We start from the raw sequence: 22,324 nt of genomic DNA, 5'->3' as shown, positions 1-22,324 counted from the left end.
ATGAAAACAATCACAGAGAGGAGAGACTCTTGCAGTATCAAGGAATATCGAGTTGAATCGAAGGGTTGTGAAGATAAATTACTGGACCATTTAGATCAATCGAACGGAACCCTTAGAACGAACAGCTCATTCTTGAGAAGGAATTTATTTAAGTCTTTCGATTTTGTTAAAATTTTCTAGACATTACTCTTTTGTGGTAGTGTCTTTTATTGTTGTTCTTAATCACTATATGAAAGTTAATGAAAGAGAGAGGCAGGCTTATAGAGCCTAGAGAAAACATTATCACTGCAAGTTTCCAGAAGCTTGATTAATATAAGTATTATTAAAGTCAAATTTGTAATATTGATTATTCTCAAAATTTATATTATTCTGTTATCGGAAGGGAGGTAATAGGATGAAAAAAATCAATAAAAAAGTTGTTACTTTTACTCTAGCATTATCGTTAATAGCGGTATCAACATTTGCGTCAAATTCATCAGCTGCAAAGGAAAATAAAGGCGATTCGAATGAAACGATTAAACCAAGAATTTCATTGCACTCTTAATTTAAGGTTTTGATAGGAGCTAAACATCATGGAGTGAAATCAGAAAAATAAGAATCTACATAGAGGAATTTAGAGCCCTTATAGAAAAAATTAAGGGCTATTTTTAATTAAAACTCCTTCTTAACCGTAGCTGTAGAAATAACAATTCCTATTTCATTTTTTAAGTAATCTGGTGCCCGGCGCCATTTTAAAAGCGCATTATCCACCAACTGTTGTAAATCTTCATTTGTAATTGTTAATAGTAAATCAATATTATTCATTGTCTTCTCATCATAGCGATCTTTCAGTAATATCATAAGGTCTGGAGATGTTACAAATTCTGGTAGTGAAATCATCGAATAACTCTCATTAAATAAATAGCCTCGTTCATTAGTTACATGTAAAAAAACTCTCATGTTTCCTCCTGATTGAATATTGAATTATGTTAGATTCCGTAAAAATAAGTATAATACAAATAAGTATTTTGTGTGTTTTGGTGAAGAAATTTAATCTTGCAGCGATGCTAATTTCGTTATTGATCTCTTTCGCTAACGTAATCGATTCGAGTGCTGCATCTGGTATACAAGCTATAGTAATGATGTAAAGCAGACTTATAGTGATAAAGCTGTTGTCAAAAACGGTTGTCCAACTCGCTCTGCTTTGAGGTACATTTGAATCGCTTGGAGCTGTAGTAAAATTGAATAAAGCCGAGGAATCTATTCCCGCACCAAAAGGAATGACGTAAAGGATGTTGGCGTTCATCAAATAACCCCATTGTTAATCGTGCAATGCCAAATAAATATTGAGACGAAATTGAAACTAAAACCCTCGAACCAATTATAAATCCTAACAAAAATTTCTAACCTCCGTATATGGAACCGAACGTACGAGTGATTTGAGAGGTCGGCTAACCAAATAATGGATAGCCTCCTACTCGATCCAGACAGTTCCATGTTGTTGAGTGAACGCAGTATAAGCTAGCGTTATTTTTTTGGAAAATTTAACTTAACTTTAACCTCCATATGTTATTTTTATACGTGAAACCATCGAAGTAACTGGATATAAGGATAAAACCGTAACTGTGATAGAGCAGTAAAAGAATAACTTTTTAGATCGATCGTCCTTTCGAGAGTTCTCTTAAATACTGAACTAATAATATGTGTTGATAATCTTATCCTGATTTAGTTGAGTAAAGATCATTTAATCTAAAGAGTGAAACTTACGTAATCAAAGAAAAGAGGTTCATTAATGTTGAAGGGCTGGTGTTTTTTATGAGAGATAAGGCAATTTATTTTGAAAGTCAACATTACAATTCAATGATGGAAATGCATCAAAATAATCTTGATGAAAAAGAGATAGTTTTAGAGGTGAAAATAGAAAGTTTGAAAATTTTATACGAACTGTACAATAGATTAAATTACGATCCGTCGAAAAGAGTTGTTCTTGATGATTTTAAAGCTTGTGAAAATGAAATAATTGAATTAAAACTAGAAATTGATAATGCTAAAGGTAATCTTAAGACATTCGAAGAAATAGTAGAAAAACTGAAGGAAATTAAGGAGTGATTCTACTAACCGAAATATGCTTTATACACAATTTTAGGTAAAGCACTGTGTCGAATAGTGGAAGATCAACGTGTGAATATTGTTTGGTTTTCAGATATTTGGGTAAGCGGAGGTACCCTTCACTTACTAGGTCAATCAAAAGACGGTAAAACGTTAGAAATTGGGATTAATGATTTAGTATCGTACTATGCGTATTATTTAAAGATTGGTAATCTTGTAATTGACGACAAAACATGGACGCTAGAAACGAAAACATTTGTCCCTTCGAGTTATTAAATGATTCGGTAGAATGTTCAACAAGGAAATTAAAATGAACAGAGAGGCCGTTTAGAGGGCTGTAATCAAGATAGATCGAGATAATCAAATCTCGGTCTATTTTTATCTTTATTGCTCATGAGTGTGTAGACAGAATTAATTTCTTGACTGAAAATCAAAATGTTTATCAAAGGATCAAGTTCAACGTGTGGGTTGAGATATAGGTAAGGGAAGTGCTGTTTGTAGATCAAGAAGTGAGAGGTGAATATTCTGAAATGATCATTAATATTTGTACCTTTATGCTTTGGGATGAGATGAAAGAAGAGGAGACAATACCATCAGATCAGCATTGTCTCCTCTCTTTAATCTCCAAACTAAATCCCCAAGCTCTTAAAATATTCCTCGATATTCTCCTCTGTCACGATTGTGAGGATTTCTGTGTTGACGCCGTTTTGTAGGTCTTGTGCTACACGGTCGCCGATGTGTGGGTAGAAGTGGTACACATCAAAGAAATTAGCCCAGTCCATCGTGACGTCGTTGTATCCGTGGAATGAATACACCTTGCCAAATACCTCGACAATATGACGAATATAGCGTTTATAGTTTTCGGTATGCTGTGGATGCTCGATCGTTAATTTTAACCGTTCTGCAATGGCTAAGTCGGTGAATACGATAAATTCTGTATTCGGAAAATCATTTCGAATATTTGTTAGACGGGCTTTATAGTCCTCGTCATAGGCAGCCCATTGCGGGTTATAATCATCTCGTGCCTTTAGCTGCTCCTTTAGCTTCACCACACGGGCGGCGATATCCTCCTGCCCAACGTCCGTAAATACCTCCAGCTCCCGGTCATATGCACGGTAAATGTCTGTGTAATTCGCGCGTGAAATGTCGTAATTGAATTTTGCTCGCTGGTAGGTATCATAAGAGAATAAGCTTGTGACACGCTGGAACGGTGCCTCTGAATCCTCGAAAAACGTTTGTGCCTCAGAAAATGCGGGCTTTACCCATAAATCGAATGAGCGAATCGTGAGCTCCATATAAATTTTATCGAACGGCTTTCCATTCTTTTGCTGTGCATAATTGATATAATCACGGTACTCCTTGACGTGCAGCTCACTTAAGCCGTAATTGAGCACCTTTTCCTCAAAGTTCGATGCATTAATATACGTTGTACGGCTAGTCCCGATCAGGAGGCTATCAAAATCGAGCTCCCCCTCGCGCGCATTAAGCCAGTTTGTTTTTTGGATGCGCTCGTTAAAGCCATTTTGAAAATCATTATATTCATTGCTATGTGTAAAATTCCATAGCGGATCAATATAGTAGTTAAAGGCCATCACCCCGCCGAAGGGAATCCCAAGAACGACGATGGAGACAAGCGCTAACTTTACAAGCCAAACACGTGGTTTCAAGCTACTCCCTCCTTAGAAGTTAAAGTAAATAAATTCGCTGCTTTTTTGAATAAAGAATAACGTTGTTAACAGAATAATCGCTAACACCTGGATAAACACGATCGTGCGCCACGTAAATCGGAATTCGGCAAGCAGCTGTATCGAGTTTTTCATAAATAACACGATAAATAGTGTAATCGCCAATAGCCCGATCAGGATAAATGGTGTATTCAGCGCTGTGTCGAATACGAATATATCTGCTGCCTGTACAAAAATAGCAGACGGCTCCGCTATAAATTGCTTCACGCTCGTTAAGTCTGGCGAGAACAGGGTCCCGAACATATGGTGAGCCTGTGACACTGTATCCGAGCGGAAATACACACGAGCTAGTACGATAAACGCGAACGTAATAAACCACGACAGCACATACGGCATGGGAATATTCGTATGCTTTTTAAACAGCCGGAAAATTACCGACGCTACGCCGTGTAAGCAGCCCCAAATAATAAAGGTCCAGCCTGCCCCGTGCCAAAATCCACTAATAAAGAACACGAGAATGATATTAAACGCTGTAATGAGCTCTCCTTTACGGCTACCGCCAAGTGGGAAGTAGACGTAGCGCGTTAGGAAGCGGTTTAACGTCATATGCCATCTGCGCCAGAAATCTGAAATATTGCGTGCCTTGTACGGCGAATTAAAGTTATCTGGAATACGGATATTGAACAAGAGTGCCAAGCCAATCGCCATATCACAGTAACCACTAAAGTCAAAATACAGTTGAATCGTATATGCAAGGACGACAAACCACGCCTCTGCAAACGTTAAGCTTTCATATGTATTAAACCCGTCTGTCACCCATAGCGCAAAGGTATCCGCAATGACGACCTTCTTCACAAGACCGATTAAAAATATAAACAAGCCCTTCGAGACATTTTCAGCATGGATCCGTTTATTTTTAGGATCCTCATATTCTGTAATAACATCTTTATGATTAACGATCGGCCCCGTAATAAGCTGCGGGAAGAACGTACTGAATATTAAATAGGAAGAAACTCTCAACTCTGTAATGTCGCCACGATAAATATCAACTAAGTAAGCGATCTGCTGGAACGTAATAAAACTAATCCCGAGCGGTAGTGCTAAATAGAGCAGGCTCATATTTTGATCGAAAATCAGGTTATAGTTTTCGATGAAAAAGTCAGCATATTTAAAATAACCGAGAACAGCTATATTAAATAAAATCCCAATCGTTAAAATGGACCGTCTGAACCGGCTCACCTTTAGCAGCACCCGACCAACCGTAAAGTTCACCAGCATAGAGCCACATATTAAATAGAGGAACTTGATTTCAAAATAGCTATAAAAATATAACGAAGTAGCCACTAAAAATAGCGTTGCAATCTTCTTGTTTTTCAATTTACCAAGCAAAAAATACGTCACAAATACGATTGGTAAAAATAAAAAAATGAAGACGAAAGAAGGAAACAGCAAAAGGATACATCTCCAATCGTAAGAAAAAAATAAATTCAACCGTAATTATAACATTTTGGGAGGAGCGGAGGAAATGAGATCGCCATGTTTCTACTTTATTATGCTTACATAATGATGGGTTTCATTTTCGGAGGTTATAGGGAGCTGGAATTGTGGGGGGATAGATAGGGTGGAGACGATGCTACAACAAACAAGGTTCAAAAGCTGAATGAGTAGTAAGGATAATGGAGCAAGTTCCTTGTAAAATCGTAAAAAGTACGATGACATCATAATGATTATGACAACATAAGCCTATTTGCAAACGAGAATAGGTATTTTTGTGTTTAGTAGGAAAAAACACCCTCAACTACAATTACTTTGGTAATTAATTGTTGTTATGGAATTAATATAAATGTATAATTCAGGTAGTCGTTGCACCGAATTTTATGAATAGAATAATAACTTCGTATTTTTCACAAGAACCCCTATCAAATATACTACTAACTGATAAATGGTGGAAATCTAATGATAGTATAGTTTTAGAATACATAATAGAAAGAAATTTAATATTACACAATCGTTGGATTATACAATAAATATTGGTATATAGAATAATGAATGTAAAAAATATGATAGTTTTTTCATAGTTAAAAATCATTCTAAAGGATTATAACTATTATCAAATAATTAACAAAACTTATGCTATAATGGCAGTAGATTTATTAATTAGTATTTTTAGTAAGTGCAATACATACCTAATCTTGAAACTTATTGAAAATAGTATATAAATCTATAACTAATCGCTCAAGGTATAGCCTATGCTCTAGGACATAAGGGATTTCTCCTTATAGAAATTACTAATTAATAGTATAGTATCTTTATACTATATTAGGTTAGTTAAGTCCTAGTGAATTGAGAGGCTATCCAAGAGATTTATAGCTGCGTTTATACGTAGGAACTACAAATCACAAATGGAGCAATCTAGGAGGAACATTTAACATGGCAAAGAAAAACAATAATCGTAAATTTTTCGCAGCATCAGCAACAGCTGCATTAGTAGCATCGGCAATCGTACCTGTATCAGCTGCATATAACGACGAAGCACAAATCGCTTCATGGGCACAAGAATCAGTACAATATGTAACTGATGCAGGCTTCATGAAAGGGAGCGATGACAACTTCAACCCAACAGGTACTTTCACACGTGCAGAGGCTGCAACAATCGCAGTTAAAGTACTAGGTTTAGATAATTCTAAAACAGAGTATGATAAATCATTCACTGACGTAAAAGTGGGTCAATGGTTCTTCGAGGAAGTTGGCGCAGCGGCAGAAGCTGGTATCGTTAACGGTTTAGGCGATGGTAACTTCAATCCAAACGGTAAATTATCTCGTCAAGACGCAGCGATCATCCTTGCAAAAATCTACGGCTTAGATGTAGCAAATGCTGACGTATCAGTTCTTGATCAATTCACTGACAAAGCTTCTATCGCTGGCTATGCAACGAAACACTTAGCTGCACTAGTTGAAGCGGATGTAATCAAAGGCGCTAACGGTAAAATCAACCCAACAGGCGATATCACTCGTCAAGAATTAGCAGTAATGCTTACTAAATCTGACGTAGCATTCGGCATCACTGCTGAAGAAGCTTTAGAAGCACTTGAAGCAGCACAAGCTGAATTAGTAGCTGCTGAAAAAGCACTTCCAGAAGTAAAATCAATTACAAAAGAAACAGCTGAAGCGGCAAACAAAGCTGCATTAGAAGCAGAAGCGGCAATCGAAGCAACACAAGCTGCTTTAGAAGTAGCAGAAAAATTAGAAGCAATCACTGCTGAAGAGGCTGCTAAAGTACAAGCTGCAATTACTGCTGTACAAGCGAAAGTAGAAGCTGTAAAAGAGGCAGTAGCAGAAGTAACAGCACCTGTTGGAGAAGCTACAGTTAAATCTGTAACAGCTGTAAACGGCACAACTGTTGTTGTAACATTTAACACAGCAGTAGTTGAAGCAGAGGCAGAAGCTGCTGATGCAGTAACATTAGATGGTGTTACTTTCACTGGTCAAGAATTATCAGAAGATGGTAAAACGTTAACATTAACTACGAATGTAGCAATCGATGTAAAAGAAGCTGTATTAACAGTTAATGCAATCACTACTAAAGCAGATGCTGAAGTAAAAACAGCTAAATATGTATCTACGATTACTTACAAAGATACTGTAGCGCCAACTCTAGTATCAACTTCTGCAACAGGTAAAGAAGCAGCAGCTAAAATTCTTGTTAAATTTGACGAAAAGCTAGCTGGTATGCCAATCGTTTACGTTAACGGTGTAGCTGCGAATGCAGTAGTTAATGGTGATACTGTAGAAGTAACACCAACAACACCATTAAAAGCTGGTGAAACTGCAACAATCAAATTAACAAATGTAAAAGACGTAGCTGGTAACTTCACTACGCCAAACCCATTAGAAACAACTGTAACTGCAGTTGGTGATACAGTTGCTCCAAAAATCGTTGCTGTTGAAGCTAAGGATGATAACAAAGTAGCTGTAACTTACGATGAGGCTGTAGCTTCAGTTAAAGATGGCGCATATTTATCTGTAGCAGGTAATAAAGTTGCAACAGCAAGCGGCTCAGAAATCTCTGAAGATGGCAAAGTTGTAACATATACATTTGATACTTCAGCTTTAACATTCAAGGATGGTAAATCAACTGCAGATCTTTACTTACCAGCTGATGAAGCAACTGATGCATTCGGTAACGTAACGAACACAGAATACAAAACGGCTGTTACATTTGCAAAAGACACAGTAAAACCGACTGTTGTCTCTTCTCAATATAAAGACGGTGCATTCGTATTCGAATTCTCTGAAGCAGTAACAATTGCTACTAAAGAAATTGCATATGCACTTACAAACCCTTCAACTGGCTATGTTGGTGCTGCTACAACGTTAACTGATAGCGATGCAGCATTCACATTAAGCAACGAAGGTAAAACATTAACTGTAAAACCAACAGTTGCATTATCTGAAGGTACTTACAAAGTAAGCTTTGATGCTGGTATCGCGAAAGATACGTCTAACGCGCAAAACGAAGTAGAAGCGTACGCTACAACATTAACTGTATCTGCAACAACAGCTGAAGCAGACAAAACTGCTCCAGAAATCACTGTAACTGAAGGTTCAACTGGTGTAGCAACTGTAACTCCAGATGACGTAAACAAAGTATTCAAAGTACAATACACTGTTACAGATGCAGCTAGCAAATTAAACTTTGATTCTATTCAAGATCAATCAAACTACACGTTAGATGGTAAAGCATTACCAGCTGGTACGGTAATTACGACGAATTCAGTAGATGGTTCTGAAGTAAACGCACCTGTAACGGTTACAATTGCAATTCCATATGCAGGCGTACCAAAGGATATTGATGCAAAACCATTAACAATTACTGGCATTAAAGATGCTGTAGGGAATGCAGTATCTACAATCGTTACTACTGCAGTTACATTAACTGATAAAGTAGCGCCAGAATTAACAGCTGCAACGCTATACACAGCTGACGGTACAATCGTATTAACTGCTTCTGAAGCTTTAGATGTAGCATCATTAGCTGCGGCTGATTTAGAATTCTTCATCGATGGTGCGACTGTAGCAACAACGGTTACTACGGCTACATTAGTTGAAGGTACTGGAGCTAACGTAGGTAAATACGTATTAACTCTTGATGCAACAGCAACAGCTGCTCTTAAAGCTGCAACAACTGTAACAATGAAAACAGTTGAAGGTGCACTTTTAGAAGATCTAAAAGGCAACACATTAAAAGCAGGCGCTACAATTACAGTAACAGTTTCTAAGTAATTAGCGACGTTACGAATCTAGAAATCTCTTAATAGAACCCTAAAAGACTGATGTAAAAATCGCTCTTTTAGGGTTTTTTGTTGGTAGGATTTATCTTGAAATTGATTGCATGTATCGCGCGAAGTTTTGAGATAAAATGAAATATAGAATCTTTTGATGTAAAAGTCTGCCGGGGAAATTCTTCGACAGGCTTTTCGTTATGTATGATCCTTGTAGTAACGGGCATATTAACGGTGTAATTTGTCATTCTATCACTATTAGTAATGTGATAAAATATGGTTAAAATACATATTTATCTCTATTTGTAGGTGATAATAAAGAAAGCAGCTGTTGGATTTGAAAAGAATTTTATATATTGTACTGTTTATTTCCATGAGTGCATGGCTATTTCCACAAGATGCGTTTGCTAAGGAAAAGCCGATAAAAGTGATCGTCGATGGGGCAGAGGTAAAGCTTGAGAAATCTGCCATTGTTAAAAATGGTTACACATACGTTCCGTTAACAAGCATTGGTGAGGCGCTAAATAAGGAGATAGTATGGGATCAAGAATCGTGGGTTGTAACGATTGCTGATCGTAAGAGTGGTCAGAATATCTTCGTCAATCTAAAGACGAATAAGATTTCGGTAGGAGATACGATCGTTGACTATGATGTGTTTCTACATAAAGGGAAAACGATGGTGCCCGTTCGCCTTTTTGCTGAGTATTTTCATGCAAAGGTAGGGTGGAACGGAAAGGACCGAACAGTAACGATTCGTTCTAGGGATGTCATTCCGATTCTTATGTATCATTCTGTTAATCACAAGGCGAATTCAGCGGTAAATACACAGCCTGCGAATTTTGAGAAGCAGATGCGGGCGATTAAAGGCGCTGGCTATACGACGATTACGCCTTTCGATCTTTATAACTTCTATTATAACAACGGTAAGCTTCCGGAAAATCCTATTCTCATTACGTTCGATGATGGCTATCGGGATAATTACACGAATGCCTATCCTGTGTTGAAAAAGCTGAACATGCAGGCGACGATTTTCCTTATTACAAGCCGAATTGGGCATAACGGCGAGCAGGGATATCCGAATGAAATTCCGAAGCTCTCGTGGGAAGAGATAGCGGAAATGGGCGATCTTATCACAGTCCAATCACATACATGGGACTTGCATCGAAAGGTATCTGGAAAGAACGGCAAACCATTAAGCCTACTAGCTACGCCGTTAAACCTCAATGGCAAGTGGGAGACGGATGCGGAATATCGTGCTCGTATTACGAACGACTTAAGGAAATCAGTGGAGACGATTAAGGAAAAGACAGGCTATGAATCGGTCATCCTCTCGTATCCTTATGGTGACTATAATCCGACTGTGATTGATGTGGCAAAGGAGCTCGGCATCAAACTAGGCGTGACTGTGAAAAAAGGCGTGAATGCCCATTATAGTAAAGAATACGAGCTAAAGCGTATTACGGTGCATGGTGACTATAGCGGCGAGGCGCTGCTGCAGAAGTTGAAGTGATGTTATAAGTGGATAATGAAAAGCTAAAATTCAAAAGTGGTACTAAAAATTAGCAACAAAGAGCGAGCCCAACTTAGGTTGAGCTCGTTTGTTAGTTGGTATTACTAGTTTATTTTATGGGATTTAATAAGTTATTGGGTTTAAAGATAGCCCCATTCAAGCAGCTGTTTGGTAATGAATTATGCTGTTAATCGTGAAGAACGAGCTCATACTGTAGCGTTACAGAAGGCTCGTTTTTTATTGTTCACAAGGGAATGTATGTTCTGTATAATAAGGAGTAACATCAGTACGATTCGGCATAAGTCATAGTTTACTAAAAATACTATATGGGGTGAAATCGATGAATAAGCGAGTATTAAAGCGTATTCCGTTGCACAAGCTCATAGATTTAAAAGTCGACTATGCTTTAGAGCAATTGTTTGGCAGTGAAAGAAATAAAAAGATTACAATTGTCTTTTTAAATGCGATTCTTCATCGGACAGGTCGTGATACGATTCAGGAAGTGATATTTGTTAACCGGGAAATGGGTGGCGAATTTCTTGATGATAAGCAATCTCGATTGGACATCGTTGTACAAACTGGGTCAGGTGAACCTATTAATATAGAAATGCAACTATCCAATCAAAACGACATGATGAAGCGTACATTATTGGACTGGTCGCGTTTATTTACAGATCAACTGCAAAAGCTATCATACTCTCTTACCAACGATCACAATTAATATTTGTGACTTTACCTTATGGACAGAAAGAGATGCCTATCACAGCACATATCATATATATGACGATGACACGATTATCAAAGGACAGCGATGTATTCGAAATCCATTTTATTGAGATGAAAAAATTTATTAGAGCCTGGTAGGAGACGAACTCAATCCCCAAGAAGATATTTTAGTTCGTTGGTTATTACTCCTTGGAATGGTAGATGAGAGAAAACAAAGAGTTTATGATGAAATATACAAAGAATTGGAGGCGTTAGCAATGAAAGGCGACAACCTACAAGAAGCATTCACAGCCTGGGAAAACCTTAGCCAAACCCCCGACACAATCATGGCGTACCACTTCCGCCTAAAAGCCATCATCGACGAAGAAGCCAAGCACGCTACATGCATCATAAAGTGCGCGAAGAAGGCAAAATCGCAATAGCGAAAAGTATGTTGCTTGATCAGGAGCCTATCGAAAAGATTATTCGCTACACTGGTCTAACCCAAGAGTTTTTAGAGGAATTAAGGGCACAGCTTTAATATGTAGAAAGCAAAAGAGCGAGCACGTTCTGTAGTTATACAGACGGCCCCCTCTTTCTATTAATCCTTTAATACTTTATTTAAAAGCGAAGCAAATTCCGCGCGGGAAATTTGATTATTTGGTCTAAATGTATTGTCCGGATACCCACCAGCTAGTTTGTTAGCATACAGTTTTTGGATAGCGCCGTATGCCCAGTGACTAGAAGGTACATCCGTAAATGGCAATGTGCTTGTGCCTGATAAATTATAGGCACGTGTTAGAATCGACGCCATTTCAGCACGTGTTAGCTTGCCCTCTGGACTAAATTTGTTTTTCTCACGACCAGTAATGATTCCATGCTCTGCTACTGCTGCAATGGCATTATACGCAAAATGCGAGCTTGGAACGTCGGTAAATGGTGGATTTTTTGTGTTTTTTAAATTAAGTGCTCGGGCGATAATCGATGCTGCCTCTGCTCGTGTAATCGAACTATCCGGCATATATGTGCCATTCGGATAACCTTTAATTAAATTTTTGTCATTTAAAGCAATAATGGCCGAATACGCCCAGTGCCCAGCTTTCACATCTGTATAAATCGGTTCTACGTAATTATCACTATACACTGCCTGTAATTTATCAAAGTAAACAATCCCTTTATTTTGAAGTGAGGCAGTCGGTTCTGTAATATAAATCCGTTCAAATTTAATTGGTAAAGTGGCTGTTGTCGGCACTTTTGCCGTAACGTACTTCCAGCCTGTCCAGTTCATGCCACCCTGAGCTGTAAAATCAATCGTGTGCTTTTTTCCTGCTCCATCAACAATGATGCCACGTAACCAATGCTTGCTCGATTTGTCGTTTACCCAAACGCCGATTTCTTTCGGAAGACCCGAAATGGCAATAGGTGTTTTCGCTACTGCATAAGCGGCCTTTGTACCTGTGTCTGTTGTTGTAAAGTCATAGCTTAACTTTAAAGAAGACTTACCTTGTCGGAATGGCTCAGAGGACGAGGCATTGGCAATCGATACTTTCGCCTTTGCCCCCTCCGCTTTCCATAGGCTAGCACTATCGAATGAATCTAGTAGAACTGCACCGGATAGAGGATTTTTCACCTTCACTGGAATTGCTGTACTAAGACCATCATATGTACCGATAATTTTTCCGCTTCCTGCTGTCGTAGCAGTAAAGGTTGAACCTTCAATTTTACCTATTCCACCCTCAACCTTCCATGTAACATTGGCGGGATTAATTGAGATTGGATTTAAATATTCATCATAAGCTTTTGAAATTTTTAAGCCATAAGAGGTATTTGCCACTGTTTCAGCCGGCACACCCGAAATTGCCATCGCCTTTACTTTGCCTGCCGGTGCCGAATTGATCACCTGCAGTATAGCCGACACTCGTCGCTCTGCACCACCTGAAGGGCGATTCACTAATAATGGCTCATACCCACCAACCTGACGAACCGCCATCGTTGTTGAACCTCCGCCATCTAAGTTAATCGCTGCACTTGCCCCTTTTGAAATTAAAAGAGAAGCTAAATCCTTTAAATTTGTGCCGTTGCTATAGCCACTTTGTCGTCCATCGACCGTCACTAGGAATACACGCGTACCTGTTGCATCGACCGCCACTGCAGTACGGTCACTTCGAGTTGTAACAAATCCCGAATTGGTCGGCATCGAAATATTCACTTTGCCATCCTTTACGAGTAAAGGTCCCGCAGCTAAAATAAACTCTGCGTCCATCCATTTTGAATCTATACCAAGGTCGATTTGTATTGGAGTGTCCGGCTGAATTTTGCTAAGCTTTGTTGCCAAATCTTTATTTTGAATAGAAATAACAAATCCATCCCCCGGAATGGCTGAATTACCCTGTTGGCCATACTGTGTTACAGCCGATACTGTTCCAGTAATACTATCACCAAAATGTAACGTTTTAGTATTTTGAGAAGCACCCGTTACAATAATTTCAACGCCCCACTCATTTGTTCCCGTTCTTGCTTTATCCGATGTGTACAGCACCACTTTATTTGTGCCTCGATCTGAATTAATGCGGTCCACTGCATACTTTGTACCATCGACCGTAAAGGAAAGGTCTGCTTTATAATAATCAGCAATCGCTTTACCCGATTTCGAAATACCAAAAGCAACCGGCTGCTGTGTCGGGCTGTCATTTTTTTCACCAAGTACTCCATAATTCATAATCTCATTGTTTTGTGCAAGTAGATTCGCAGGATAGCCTGTTCCAAAGAAGAAGGAAGCATTCGTTGCCCCCACGACACGATGCCCAGCATAGTTATTCGCCTTCGCTAATGCTGTCGTTGTTTTTAATGAATTAATTGGATTCGGAACACCGAGTTCTAAGCTTGTATATGTACTATTTAAATTCACATCTAGCATATTCACAACTTCTCTAACATTACTTGATTGATATTTTTCTTGAATATATGTAACACCAGGAGAGACAGTCGTTTGAGTTTTAGAAGTTTGATTCTCAAAGACCGTAGCATGCCCAAAAGGTGCACGGAAGGTTAGTTGAAATAGTATGAGCATCACACCGATAAAACCTATTTTCTTAATCAATTATTTCACTCCAATTCTATAAATCTATACCGAATATAGCATATTTTATTGGGAAAAAGTTGGGTTTATAGAAAGATAGTAAATTTGTCTTTTCCTAATAGAATTGTACCGAACCCCTAGCAAATTTAGAGATAGGTCATTTCTATCAACATTCAAGGGAGTGCTTTTTGGAATGTAGTTATGACTGAAATGAGGAGCGTATTTGAGAAAAGGAGTGTGCATCCGGTCAAAGAGTCCCATCCGCACAAAAGGTGGTCGTATTCGAACAAAAGGAGTAGCCATCCACACAAAAGGTGGTCGTATTCGAACAAAAGAGTCGGCTATCCGCACAAAAGGAAGTCATCCGCACAAAAGCCGGCCGTATCCGAACAAAAGCCGGCCGTATCCGAACAAAAGCCGGCCGTATCCGAACAAAAGCCGGTCGTATCCGAACAAAAGGGTCCTATCCGCACAAAAGGAGTAGTCATCCGCACAAAAGCCAGCCCCATCCACACAAAAGAGTGCCCGTAAGTACATATAGTTAGTAGTTTTGCAGTGATTGTTCAGATTGGCGAGTAAATTTCAAAAAGTGACTAGTATTTCAAAAAAATCGGCTAGTATTTTTCAAAAAGTGGCTAGTATTTTCAAAATTTCGGCTAGTATTTTTAATAGATCGCGTATCCGAACAAAAGGGGGAGTCATCCGAATAAAAGAGTGGCCATCCGGACAAAAGCCAACTCCATCCGAACAAAAGAAGTAACCATCCGCACAAAAGCCAGCTCCATCCGAACAAAAGGAGCAGCTATCCGAACAAAAGCCAGTCCCATCCAACAAAAGGAAGTCATCCGCACAAAAGCCAGCCCTATCCGCACAAAAGCAGGCCGTATCCGAACAAAAGCCGATCCTATCCGCACAAAAGCAGGTCCTATCCGCACAAAAGCCAACCCCATCCGCACAAAAGCCTCCCTCATCTCAAAAAAGCCCCCCTCCCCCCCATCCACTCTATCCACCCAAAAGTCCACCCATCCTCACAAAAATCCCTAAAGATATAGTGCTATTAGGTAAAAAGTATAGTTTAACGGGAATCGAAAGAAATTAGGTGAATTATACCGATATAACCAAAGATACCAAAATAGGGGGATTGAAAAGACATTGAATAAAAAATACCTTTTCACTGCAGCGGCTATTCCAGTAGCCTTTATATTACCAACAGTAACGGAAGCGGTAGAACAATCCACCGTTATAATAGTAGGAACGCCAGCAGTCAATGAAACTGTTCGAGCATCCATCGCAAATATACCAGCGGATACTATTATTAAAGAATATCAATGGTACTTTATCGAAACGGCTGAAACTGAAGATGACAAAAAAACAACAATAAAAAAACCGATATCTGGGGCAACGGCTTCCACTTATACACTGCCAGTGACTGCCGCCGGAAAAGCAATCTCTGTTGAAGCAACATCGACAACGGGTGATACATATAAAAGTGAAACAGTTGAAGTTAATACTCTATCGCTAGAAATTAAAGCACCTACTTTTATAGATTTTACGTCAGGAACGGTTGCAGCACCGGGTGAAACGGTAAAAGTTAGTGCGCCAAGTGTGACGGATAAAAATGGTGCCAAGCTCCAAAGTAGTCAAATTGCTTATAGTTATCAATGGTATTATAAAGAAGGAGAAGCATTCTCGATTATTAGTGGTGCAACGGATGCCTCTTATGAAATTCCAGAAGATGCGCTAGAGCACAATATAAAAGCAATTATGGTCAAAGTAAAGGCGAGTGTTGGAACAGCAGAGGTCGAATCTAGTTTTTCTGAATTATTAACGATTTCTAAAGAGCCTTCAGAAACTTTATCTACAGATATTGATGCCTTACGGAAAAAGCAAGGAAAGCATTTCGTCTATAATGTAACAGATTTAATGACATTCAAAGCGAATGTTACAGACTTAGAAAATCGATATAAGGCGTTAACACCGGGCGCTAAGGCGAATGTTACTAATTATTCTGTACTAGAACGCGCGATTGCAGATGTAGCAGCGATCACAGCAATCGAAGATAAAATGAACAAAATCGGTGAAGTTACGGAACAAAACTTAGCAAGATATTTAAAAGAGCTTGAAGCAGCCTATGACAAGCTAGATTTCTTACAGCGAAGCCTAGATATCGATGAAAACTTGTATAACAGTATAAAATTGGCTATGGATAAGCCGGGGGATATCGGCTATATTTTAGAAGTTCGACGTATAAATGAAGCGATTATCGCATTATTAAATTATGATCATTCTTTACCTCAATACACGCCTGAAAATATTGAGTCATTGAAGACGGCCGTTCAAGCAATAGAGGCAGATATTGCAAAGCTTCCTAGGGATTATCAATCAATTGTACAAAATCAATTAATTTTAAGGGGAGCAAATCAAGATATTACGGTAGTAAATCGATTTATTAAAATGTTCGACAAATTATTGCCGAATCTTTCTCCAAATAAGCAAGTGACATTGGCAGCATCTATTCGAAATTCTTATGGAAGATTAACTTACAAGCAAATGCAATTAGTTCCGTCTACGTATGTATCTAGGCTACTTGCTGCAGAACTTGCAGAACAAAAGCAAATTGATGAGCTGAATGCGGAAATCGCAGCGTATCTAGGGAAAGATAGTTATAATGTCAAACCGACAGAGGCTACATGGGACGAATATGCAGAAAATATTAAACGAATTATTGCAGATTATAAAACGTTAACTAAAAATTCAGCAGCTAAAATTGTCGACTATGCTGGCATCACAACCCTACAGAGAGATTTAAAAGCATCTGAAAATGTAATTAAACAAATCAACAAATATAATGCGCTTGCTAAAACAAGTAGTACTAAGGAAAGTCAATTAGTATCAAGCTACAAAAGTGCATTTACGGTATACAATAGACTGACAAGCTTGCAGCAATCGCTCATTTATAACGCTGATGAATTTTTAGAGAACAGTCCCAAAGTAACGATTGTTGAAAACGGCAAAGTACCAGGGGATAAAGCGCAAGCAGTAGCATTAAAAGAAGATATTGCAGCACTAGCTAACGTAAAAAAATATACATTTGCCCAATTTGAAGCAGCCATTAATGAGGCAAATGCGACGTATAAAAAACTTTCGGGTTCTGCACGTAAATATGTGACTAACTATTATGTGTTACAAGCGGCGAGTCAAGATGTTAGAGCGGTAACCGCCTTCCATAAAAGAATTCAGGCTGCAAAGGAAGAGAAAAACATCACAAGGCAAATACAAAAAATTAAATCTGTTCAAACAAGCTATACAAAATTACCAGCCAATCAACAGTATTTAGCAAAGGCCCAATTTGAAAGTTTACTAGCGATTGCAGACACGGTGGCACCTGATTTATCAAAATTAAATGCAGAGATTGGTGCAATCGTTTCAAATGGATTATATATCGCTAATATCGACAGCATTAAAGACCTAATTACTCGATATTATAAATTAAATGGAAATGACCGGAAATTTATTACTAACGGAACTATTTTAATTGCAGCGAATTCAGATGTAAGAAGAGTAGAGTCATTTTTAAAGCAATACGAAAAAACATTCGAAAAAAATCCGGCGTCAATCGTTACTGCCTTTGGAAGGCTTACAGCAAAACAAATGAGTTTAGTAAGTGAGGAAGTTCGTCAAAAAATCATCCAAGCAGAAACGGACCAACAAACTCCAAACGAAACGGTGTTAAAAATCATTGAATCCATTAACCTACTTCTTTTGGATGGCGTTTATACGGACCAACTCCAAACGAAGGTAACCGATATTCGTACAGCCTATAATGAACTAAGCAATAACGAAAAGTACCTAGTAAAAAATTATTCTAAATTAACAGAAGCAGAGAGCGATCTGAAATTAGTAGCAGATGTTCAGGAGCTATATAAAGCCATTCCAGCCGAAGATGATGATTCTGCACTCAAAAAATGGCAAGTAGCATATAATAAACTGTCAAAAAAACAAGAGCTTCTATATAAAGCCATGTACCCAACAGATGTAAGGAAATAAAACAAGCACGCCATCCTAATAAAAGGATGGCGTATTTATTTAAAAGATGTTCGTATGCGAGTAAAAGGTGGGCTATCCGCACAAAAGCTGTTCGTATGCGAGTAAAAAGGTGGTCGTATCCGAACAAAAGAGTCGGCCATCCGCACTAAAGCAGACCGTAAGCGAACAAAAGGGACGGCTATCCGCACAAAAGGTGGTCGTATGCGAACAAAATAGACGGCCATGCGCACAAAAGGGGGGGCTATCCGAACAAAAGAGTCGGCTATCCGCACAAAAGGTGGTCGTATCCGAACAAAAGGAGTAGTTATTGCACAAAAGCCAGCCCCATCCGCACAGAAACAGCGGCTATCGGAGCAAAAGCAGGTCCCGTTCGAACAAAAGCAGTTTCTATCCGCACAAAAGGACTACGTATGCGAACAAAAGAGTGCCCGTAAGTACATATAGTTAGTATTTTTGCAGTGATTGTTCAGATTGGCGAGTAAATTTCAAAAAGTGGCTAGTATTTCAAAAAAATCGGCTAGTATTTTTAAAAAAGTGGCTAGTATTTTCAAAATTTCGGCTAGTATTTTTAAAAGATCGCGTAACCACACAAAAGGGGTAGCCATCCGAACAAAAGGGTCCTATCCGAACAAAAGCTGATCGTAAGCGAACAAAAGAGTCGGCCATCCGCACAAAAGGTGGTCGTATCCGAACAAAAGGGTCCCATTCGCACAAAAGGTGTCGGTAAGCGAACAAAAGAGACGGCTATCCGCACAAAAGGAGCAGCTATCCGCACAAAAGGTGGTCATATCCGAACAAAAGAGTCCCATCCGAACAAAAACAACACTAAACCCTGCACAAAACTTGTGCAGGGTCTTTTAATAAAATAATTTACTTTGTAGAAGCTGTATTGCTTGCCTCATATTTCTCAATTCCTCTTCAGAAGCGTTGCCTATTCGCTGTTGAAAAAGAACTTCGATGCGTTCAAACGTCGATTGCATAATGGCTTGCCCCTCAGTAGTTAGATGAATCGTTTGTTTTCTCCGATCAGCTGGCGATATTCGTTTTTCGATATATTGTTTGTCCTGTAGCTTCTTTAATTCTCGACTTATATTTGGCATCGACATATGTAAGCAGTCGCAAATATCACTGGCTGTTACAGGCGGACTTACAAAAATATATTCTAGAATATTATATTGAACTGGGGTTATATGCTTTGGCATCGTTTGTTTTTTTATAGCATGTGTCACATCGTATACAGCGGCTGAAAAAGAAACAAATTGTTGAAAAAGGTTATTTTTATCCATACAGTAGTCCCTCCTCCCTCTAAACATAACAAATTAGTTATCATTTGACAAACAATTAAGGAGAGTTGTATTATTTAGTTATCAAACGACAACTAATTGGAGGGATACTATGAAAGTATTAATCGTCTACACTCATCCGAATCATCAAAGCTTGAATTATGCATTTTTGGAAAGGGTTTTAAAAGGAAGTGAAGAAAACCCGGTTATTGAAGATATTAAGCTGTTGGATTTATATGAGGAGGGCTTTAATCCAGTTCTGGAGTTCAATGAACAAAAGCGTCGGAGAGATATGCATACCGATCCAACCTTCGAAAAATATCGAGAGCAATTGAAATGGGCAGATAAAATTATATTCGTATATCCGATTTGGTGGGGAAGACCACCAGCCATGCTACTAGGATATTTTGATCAAGTGTTAGCATCGAATTTTGCCTATCGAGACAAGGGGAAATGGTTTTCCGAGGGGCTACTAAAAGAAAAATCGGTGGTTTGTATCTCTACGATGAAGGGTCCAACACATTATCCACTTTTCCTATTAAATAATAGCCATAAAGCATTAATGAAAAAGGCCGTTTTCCAATTCATCGGCATAAAAAATATAAAGTTTTTTGAATTCGGCGATATGGAAAAGCAAAAGGGGTCCCAAGAGAAAAAACTTCATAAAATTTATCACTATTTTCGAAAAGTATCTAAGTAAAGTATAGGTTGCCATTTCCTAAACTGAGCTGCTACAAAACCAAACCTGTCTAGTACATGAAAAAAGATGCTATCATCTGTAGATAAAAGCTATTGGAATAAAAGGCAACCTTATCCGCATAATTAGTGAGTGGCATTCCAACAAAAGGAGTGCCATCCGCCCAAAAATGGAACCCACTCTCCGAATCAAAGCCGGTCGTATCCGAACCAAAGCGGGATCCATCCGAACAAAAGAAGCAGCCATCCGCACAAAAGCGCCACGATCAATAACTTCCTTATTAAATGTAAATATTTCTTCTCTATTCAAAAATTATTTTAGAAATATTTAATCTATTTAACTTAGTTTTAACCTTTAAGCAGTATTATAGGTTTAAATCTACTAAAAAGTATCATTGGAGGAGAAAGTATGGAACTTGTTTATTTGACACCCGCAGAGCTTACAATTGTTGTGGAGGGGATTGAAAGTAGAGTAGTTAAAACGGCTGACAGTAAATATAAGATAGGTGAGAATGTAAAAGCAATCTTGAACGAAGCGAACGCCATGGCTTTAGCAGGTGCAACCCTTCACGCAAATGTCGTTAGGGGCGAGATTACAAACATTACTGTAATCGAGCTGAATACTTCTAGTGAAGCAGGGACATTGGTGACACTTGATGGTGGTAACACAATTTACTTGGGCAATATTATTGTCAACGCAGACAATGTAGAGCTTAAAAACTTGATTGTGATAGGCAGTATTACGTTAACAAGTAAAGCTGCAACAAGGTTTGTTACGAAAAGACTAGAGGTAAAGGGGGAGCTCGTTGTAGAGAGAGGTGAGACTAGTCGAACAGCATCCCTATTTCATCTGCCAAGCATCCCGATGCCTGAGCTGAGTATGGTTTTATTTACGAGTTTTATTGCAAAGTTGGAAATAAGCCGAGCAGGTGTTTCTGTGAATTCAAATTTTCCGATCACTATGTTGAAGCTAACTGATCAAGCAACAGAAACTCAATTAAACCGTGATACGAAAGTAGAAATTATGGTCATACCTGATGACACACATCCACCATTATTTATTTGTAACTTTAATAATATATGCAAAAATATCGGTAGAATCCTAACGAATACAGGTTCTCTAGTGTTTTATCAGCTTGATTGGTCAGGTGACGGCATCCCAATTTCCGCAGAACAAGCGCTAGAAGAGATTGATATGGCAGCGGAATCCTACTGGCAAAAAGTAGATTCAGCACATGTTGAAACAGAAACTATAGAAGAATATTATATTAGTATGAATAAATCACTGTCATTATTTCAATCCATTTTCGAACAAAATGCAGAAATAGCAGGGTTCAATATGACAAGGTACAATAAACTTTCAGTAACTAGAAGAAAAGAAGCATTATTTGAATGGCTACTCCTATGGAATATTACAATCGACGACTTTTCGGAAATTATTACTGTAATGGAAGAGAGTATCGGATTCGATTCCACAAATGATTCTATCTCGCTATATCAAGTTGAGGGTGGAGTAAGTAATAGTGTACTAAATTAAGTTGGTTCAAACAAAGTAGCTAAATATGGTAGAGACGGAGGCAATTAATATCAATATAAATCCCATTTAGCAAAAAGCGCGTAATCTCAGCTTATGAGTAAACGTGCTTTTATTTTTTTTGATCTTTAAAAATATAATGCAGTTCATTCTCGGTAAAAGTAGATTCTATTCGAACAAAAGAAGCGGCTATCCGCACAAAAGGAGGTCGTATCCGAACCAAAGAGGGGTGTATCCGAACAAAAACGGAGACTATCCGCACAAAAGGAGGTCGTATCCGCACCAAAGAGGGGTGTATCCGAACAAAAGCGGAGACTATCCGCACAAAAGGAGGTTGTATCCGAACAAAAGCGGAGACTATCCGCACAAAAGGAAGTCGTATCCGAACAAAAGCGGCGGCTATCCGCACCAAAGG

The 22,324-nt window shown here is 38.6% G+C and carries 24 protein-coding genes; 19 read left to right on the top strand and 5 right to left on the bottom strand.

Annotated features, from left to right (window positions below; translation table 11 throughout):
- The first annotated feature begins 394 nt into the window (after window positions 1-394).
- Window positions 395-544 carry a hypothetical protein gene (locus V4T18_RS15440; RefSeq protein WP_332650884.1) on the top strand — a complete coding sequence of 50 codons (150 nt, stop codon included), beginning with the start codon at window positions 395-397 and terminating at the stop codon, window positions 542-544.
- A gap of 107 nt (window positions 545-651) precedes the next feature.
- On the opposite strand, the gene V4T18_RS15435 is transcribed toward V4T18_RS15440, so the two are convergent.
- Window positions 652-939, bottom strand: coding sequence for a hypothetical protein (locus V4T18_RS15435; protein ID WP_332650883.1), 288 nt, complete (start codon window positions 937-939; stop codon window positions 652-654).
- Window positions 940-1,794: 855 nt separating this feature from the next.
- On the opposite strand from V4T18_RS15435, the gene V4T18_RS15430 reads away from it, so the two are divergent.
- Window positions 1,795-2,088 (top strand): hypothetical protein, encoded by a 294-nt coding sequence (locus V4T18_RS15430; protein ID WP_332650881.1) that lies wholly within the window; start codon window positions 1,795-1,797, stop codon window positions 2,086-2,088.
- 72 nt (window positions 2,089-2,160) lie between these two features.
- Window positions 2,161-2,364, top strand: a complete 204-nt coding sequence (locus V4T18_RS15425; RefSeq protein ID WP_332650879.1) for a hypothetical protein — start codon at window positions 2,161-2,163, stop codon at window positions 2,362-2,364.
- Between the two features lie 353 nt (window positions 2,365-2,717).
- Here the strand turns inward: V4T18_RS15425 and V4T18_RS15420 are convergent, their stop codons facing one another.
- Both V4T18_RS15420 and V4T18_RS15415 read right to left on the bottom strand, forming a co-directional pair.
- A complete protein-coding gene (locus V4T18_RS15420; protein WP_332650878.1) occupies window positions 2,718-3,755 on the bottom strand; it encodes a hypothetical protein in 1,038 nt (345 codons plus the stop codon).
- Window positions 3,756-3,767: 12 nt separating this feature from the next.
- Window positions 3,768-5,225: an MBOAT family O-acyltransferase gene (locus tag V4T18_RS15415; RefSeq protein WP_332650876.1), complete on the bottom strand. Its 1,458-nt coding sequence runs from the start codon at window positions 5,223-5,225 to the stop codon at window positions 3,768-3,770.
- A gap of 978 nt (window positions 5,226-6,203) precedes the next feature.
- Here V4T18_RS15415 and V4T18_RS15410 point away from each other — a divergent pair.
- From V4T18_RS15410 to V4T18_RS15395, 4 genes are all read left to right on the top strand, one after another.
- The gene (locus V4T18_RS15410) at window positions 6,204-9,056 is read left to right on the top strand and encodes an S-layer homology domain-containing protein (RefSeq protein WP_332650875.1); all 2,853 of its coding nucleotides are present in this window, start codon (window positions 6,204-6,206) and stop codon (window positions 9,054-9,056) included.
- Window positions 9,057-9,428: 372 nt separating this feature from the next.
- Entirely contained in the window at window positions 9,429-10,565 is a 1,137-nt protein-coding gene (locus tag V4T18_RS15405; protein ID WP_332650874.1) for a polysaccharide deacetylase family protein, read from the top strand.
- A gap of 340 nt (window positions 10,566-10,905) precedes the next feature.
- Window positions 10,906-11,286, top strand: coding sequence for an Rpn family recombination-promoting nuclease/putative transposase (locus tag V4T18_RS15400; RefSeq protein WP_332650872.1), 381 nt, complete (start codon window positions 10,906-10,908; stop codon window positions 11,284-11,286).
- Window positions 11,287-11,673: 387 nt separating this feature from the next.
- Window positions 11,674-11,811 (top strand): hypothetical protein, encoded by a 138-nt coding sequence (locus tag V4T18_RS15395; protein WP_332650871.1) that lies wholly within the window; start codon window positions 11,674-11,676, stop codon window positions 11,809-11,811.
- Between the two features lie 60 nt (window positions 11,812-11,871).
- Here the strand turns inward: V4T18_RS15395 and V4T18_RS15390 are convergent, their stop codons facing one another.
- Window positions 11,872-14,370 (bottom strand): S-layer homology domain-containing protein, encoded by a 2,499-nt coding sequence (locus V4T18_RS15390; RefSeq protein WP_332650870.1) that lies wholly within the window; start codon window positions 14,368-14,370, stop codon window positions 11,872-11,874.
- Window positions 14,371-14,572: 202 nt separating this feature from the next.
- Between V4T18_RS15390 and V4T18_RS15385 the strand changes: the two genes are divergently transcribed.
- The 8 genes from V4T18_RS15385 (at window position 14,573) to V4T18_RS15350 (ending at window position 19,265) form a co-directional block, all read left to right on the top strand.
- Window positions 14,573-14,833 carry a hypothetical protein gene (locus V4T18_RS15385; RefSeq protein WP_332650868.1) on the top strand — a complete coding sequence of 87 codons (261 nt, stop codon included), beginning with the start codon at window positions 14,573-14,575 and terminating at the stop codon, window positions 14,831-14,833.
- A gap of 105 nt (window positions 14,834-14,938) precedes the next feature.
- On the top strand, window positions 14,939-15,109 hold the full coding sequence (locus tag V4T18_RS15380) for a hypothetical protein (RefSeq protein ID WP_332650867.1): 171 nt from the start codon (window positions 14,939-14,941) through the stop codon (window positions 15,107-15,109).
- Window positions 15,064-15,393 (top strand): hypothetical protein, encoded by a 330-nt coding sequence (locus V4T18_RS15375; RefSeq protein ID WP_332650865.1) that lies wholly within the window; start codon window positions 15,064-15,066, stop codon window positions 15,391-15,393. The genes V4T18_RS15380 and V4T18_RS15375 overlap by 46 nt, the downstream gene beginning before the upstream one ends.
- Before the next feature lie 108 nt (window positions 15,394-15,501).
- Window positions 15,502-18,396, top strand: a complete 2,895-nt coding sequence (locus tag V4T18_RS15370) for a hypothetical protein (protein WP_332650863.1) — start codon at window positions 15,502-15,504, stop codon at window positions 18,394-18,396.
- Window positions 18,397-18,422: 26 nt separating this feature from the next.
- The gene (locus V4T18_RS15365; protein WP_332650861.1) at window positions 18,423-18,545 is read left to right on the top strand and encodes a hypothetical protein; all 123 of its coding nucleotides are present in this window, start codon (window positions 18,423-18,425) and stop codon (window positions 18,543-18,545) included.
- A gap of 73 nt (window positions 18,546-18,618) precedes the next feature.
- Window positions 18,619-18,840 (top strand): hypothetical protein, encoded by a 222-nt coding sequence (locus V4T18_RS15360; RefSeq protein ID WP_332650859.1) that lies wholly within the window; start codon window positions 18,619-18,621, stop codon window positions 18,838-18,840.
- A gap of 48 nt (window positions 18,841-18,888) precedes the next feature.
- Window positions 18,889-19,035 carry a hypothetical protein gene (locus V4T18_RS15355; RefSeq protein ID WP_332650857.1) on the top strand — a complete coding sequence of 49 codons (147 nt, stop codon included), beginning with the start codon at window positions 18,889-18,891 and terminating at the stop codon, window positions 19,033-19,035.
- Between the two features lie 38 nt (window positions 19,036-19,073).
- Window positions 19,074-19,265 (top strand): hypothetical protein, encoded by a 192-nt coding sequence (locus tag V4T18_RS15350; protein ID WP_332650855.1) that lies wholly within the window; start codon window positions 19,074-19,076, stop codon window positions 19,263-19,265.
- Here the strand turns inward: V4T18_RS15350 and V4T18_RS15345 are convergent.
- Entirely contained in the window at window positions 19,254-19,682 is a 429-nt protein-coding gene (locus tag V4T18_RS15345) for a MarR family winged helix-turn-helix transcriptional regulator (RefSeq protein ID WP_332650853.1), read from the bottom strand. The two genes, V4T18_RS15350 and V4T18_RS15345, sit on opposite strands and share 12 nt — an antisense overlap.
- Window positions 19,683-19,791: 109 nt before the next feature.
- Between V4T18_RS15345 and V4T18_RS15340 the strand changes: the two genes are divergently transcribed.
- The 4 genes from V4T18_RS15340 to V4T18_RS15325 form a co-directional block, all read left to right on the top strand.
- A complete protein-coding gene (locus V4T18_RS15340) occupies window positions 19,792-20,379 on the top strand; it encodes an NAD(P)H-dependent oxidoreductase (RefSeq protein ID WP_332650852.1) in 588 nt (195 codons plus the stop codon).
- A 125-nt stretch (window positions 20,380-20,504) separates the two neighbouring features.
- Window positions 20,505-20,648, top strand: coding sequence for a hypothetical protein (locus V4T18_RS15335; RefSeq protein WP_332650849.1), 144 nt, complete (start codon window positions 20,505-20,507; stop codon window positions 20,646-20,648).
- Window positions 20,649-20,784: 136 nt separating this feature from the next.
- On the top strand, window positions 20,785-21,912 hold the full coding sequence (locus V4T18_RS15330; RefSeq protein WP_332650846.1) for a hypothetical protein: 1,128 nt from the start codon (window positions 20,785-20,787) through the stop codon (window positions 21,910-21,912).
- Window positions 21,913-22,048: 136 nt separating this feature from the next.
- On the top strand, window positions 22,049-22,324 hold a 276-nt coding region (locus V4T18_RS15325), incomplete at its 3' end, for a hypothetical protein (protein ID WP_332650844.1).

The organism is Lysinibacillus sp. 54212, assembly GCF_036662795.1.
In the GTDB taxonomy this organism is placed as follows: domain Bacteria; phylum Bacillota; class Bacilli; order Bacillales_A; family Planococcaceae; genus Lysinibacillus_B.
The sequence above is the reverse complement of the archived record's forward strand: the minus strand, read 5'-3'. Positions and strand labels throughout refer to the sequence as shown.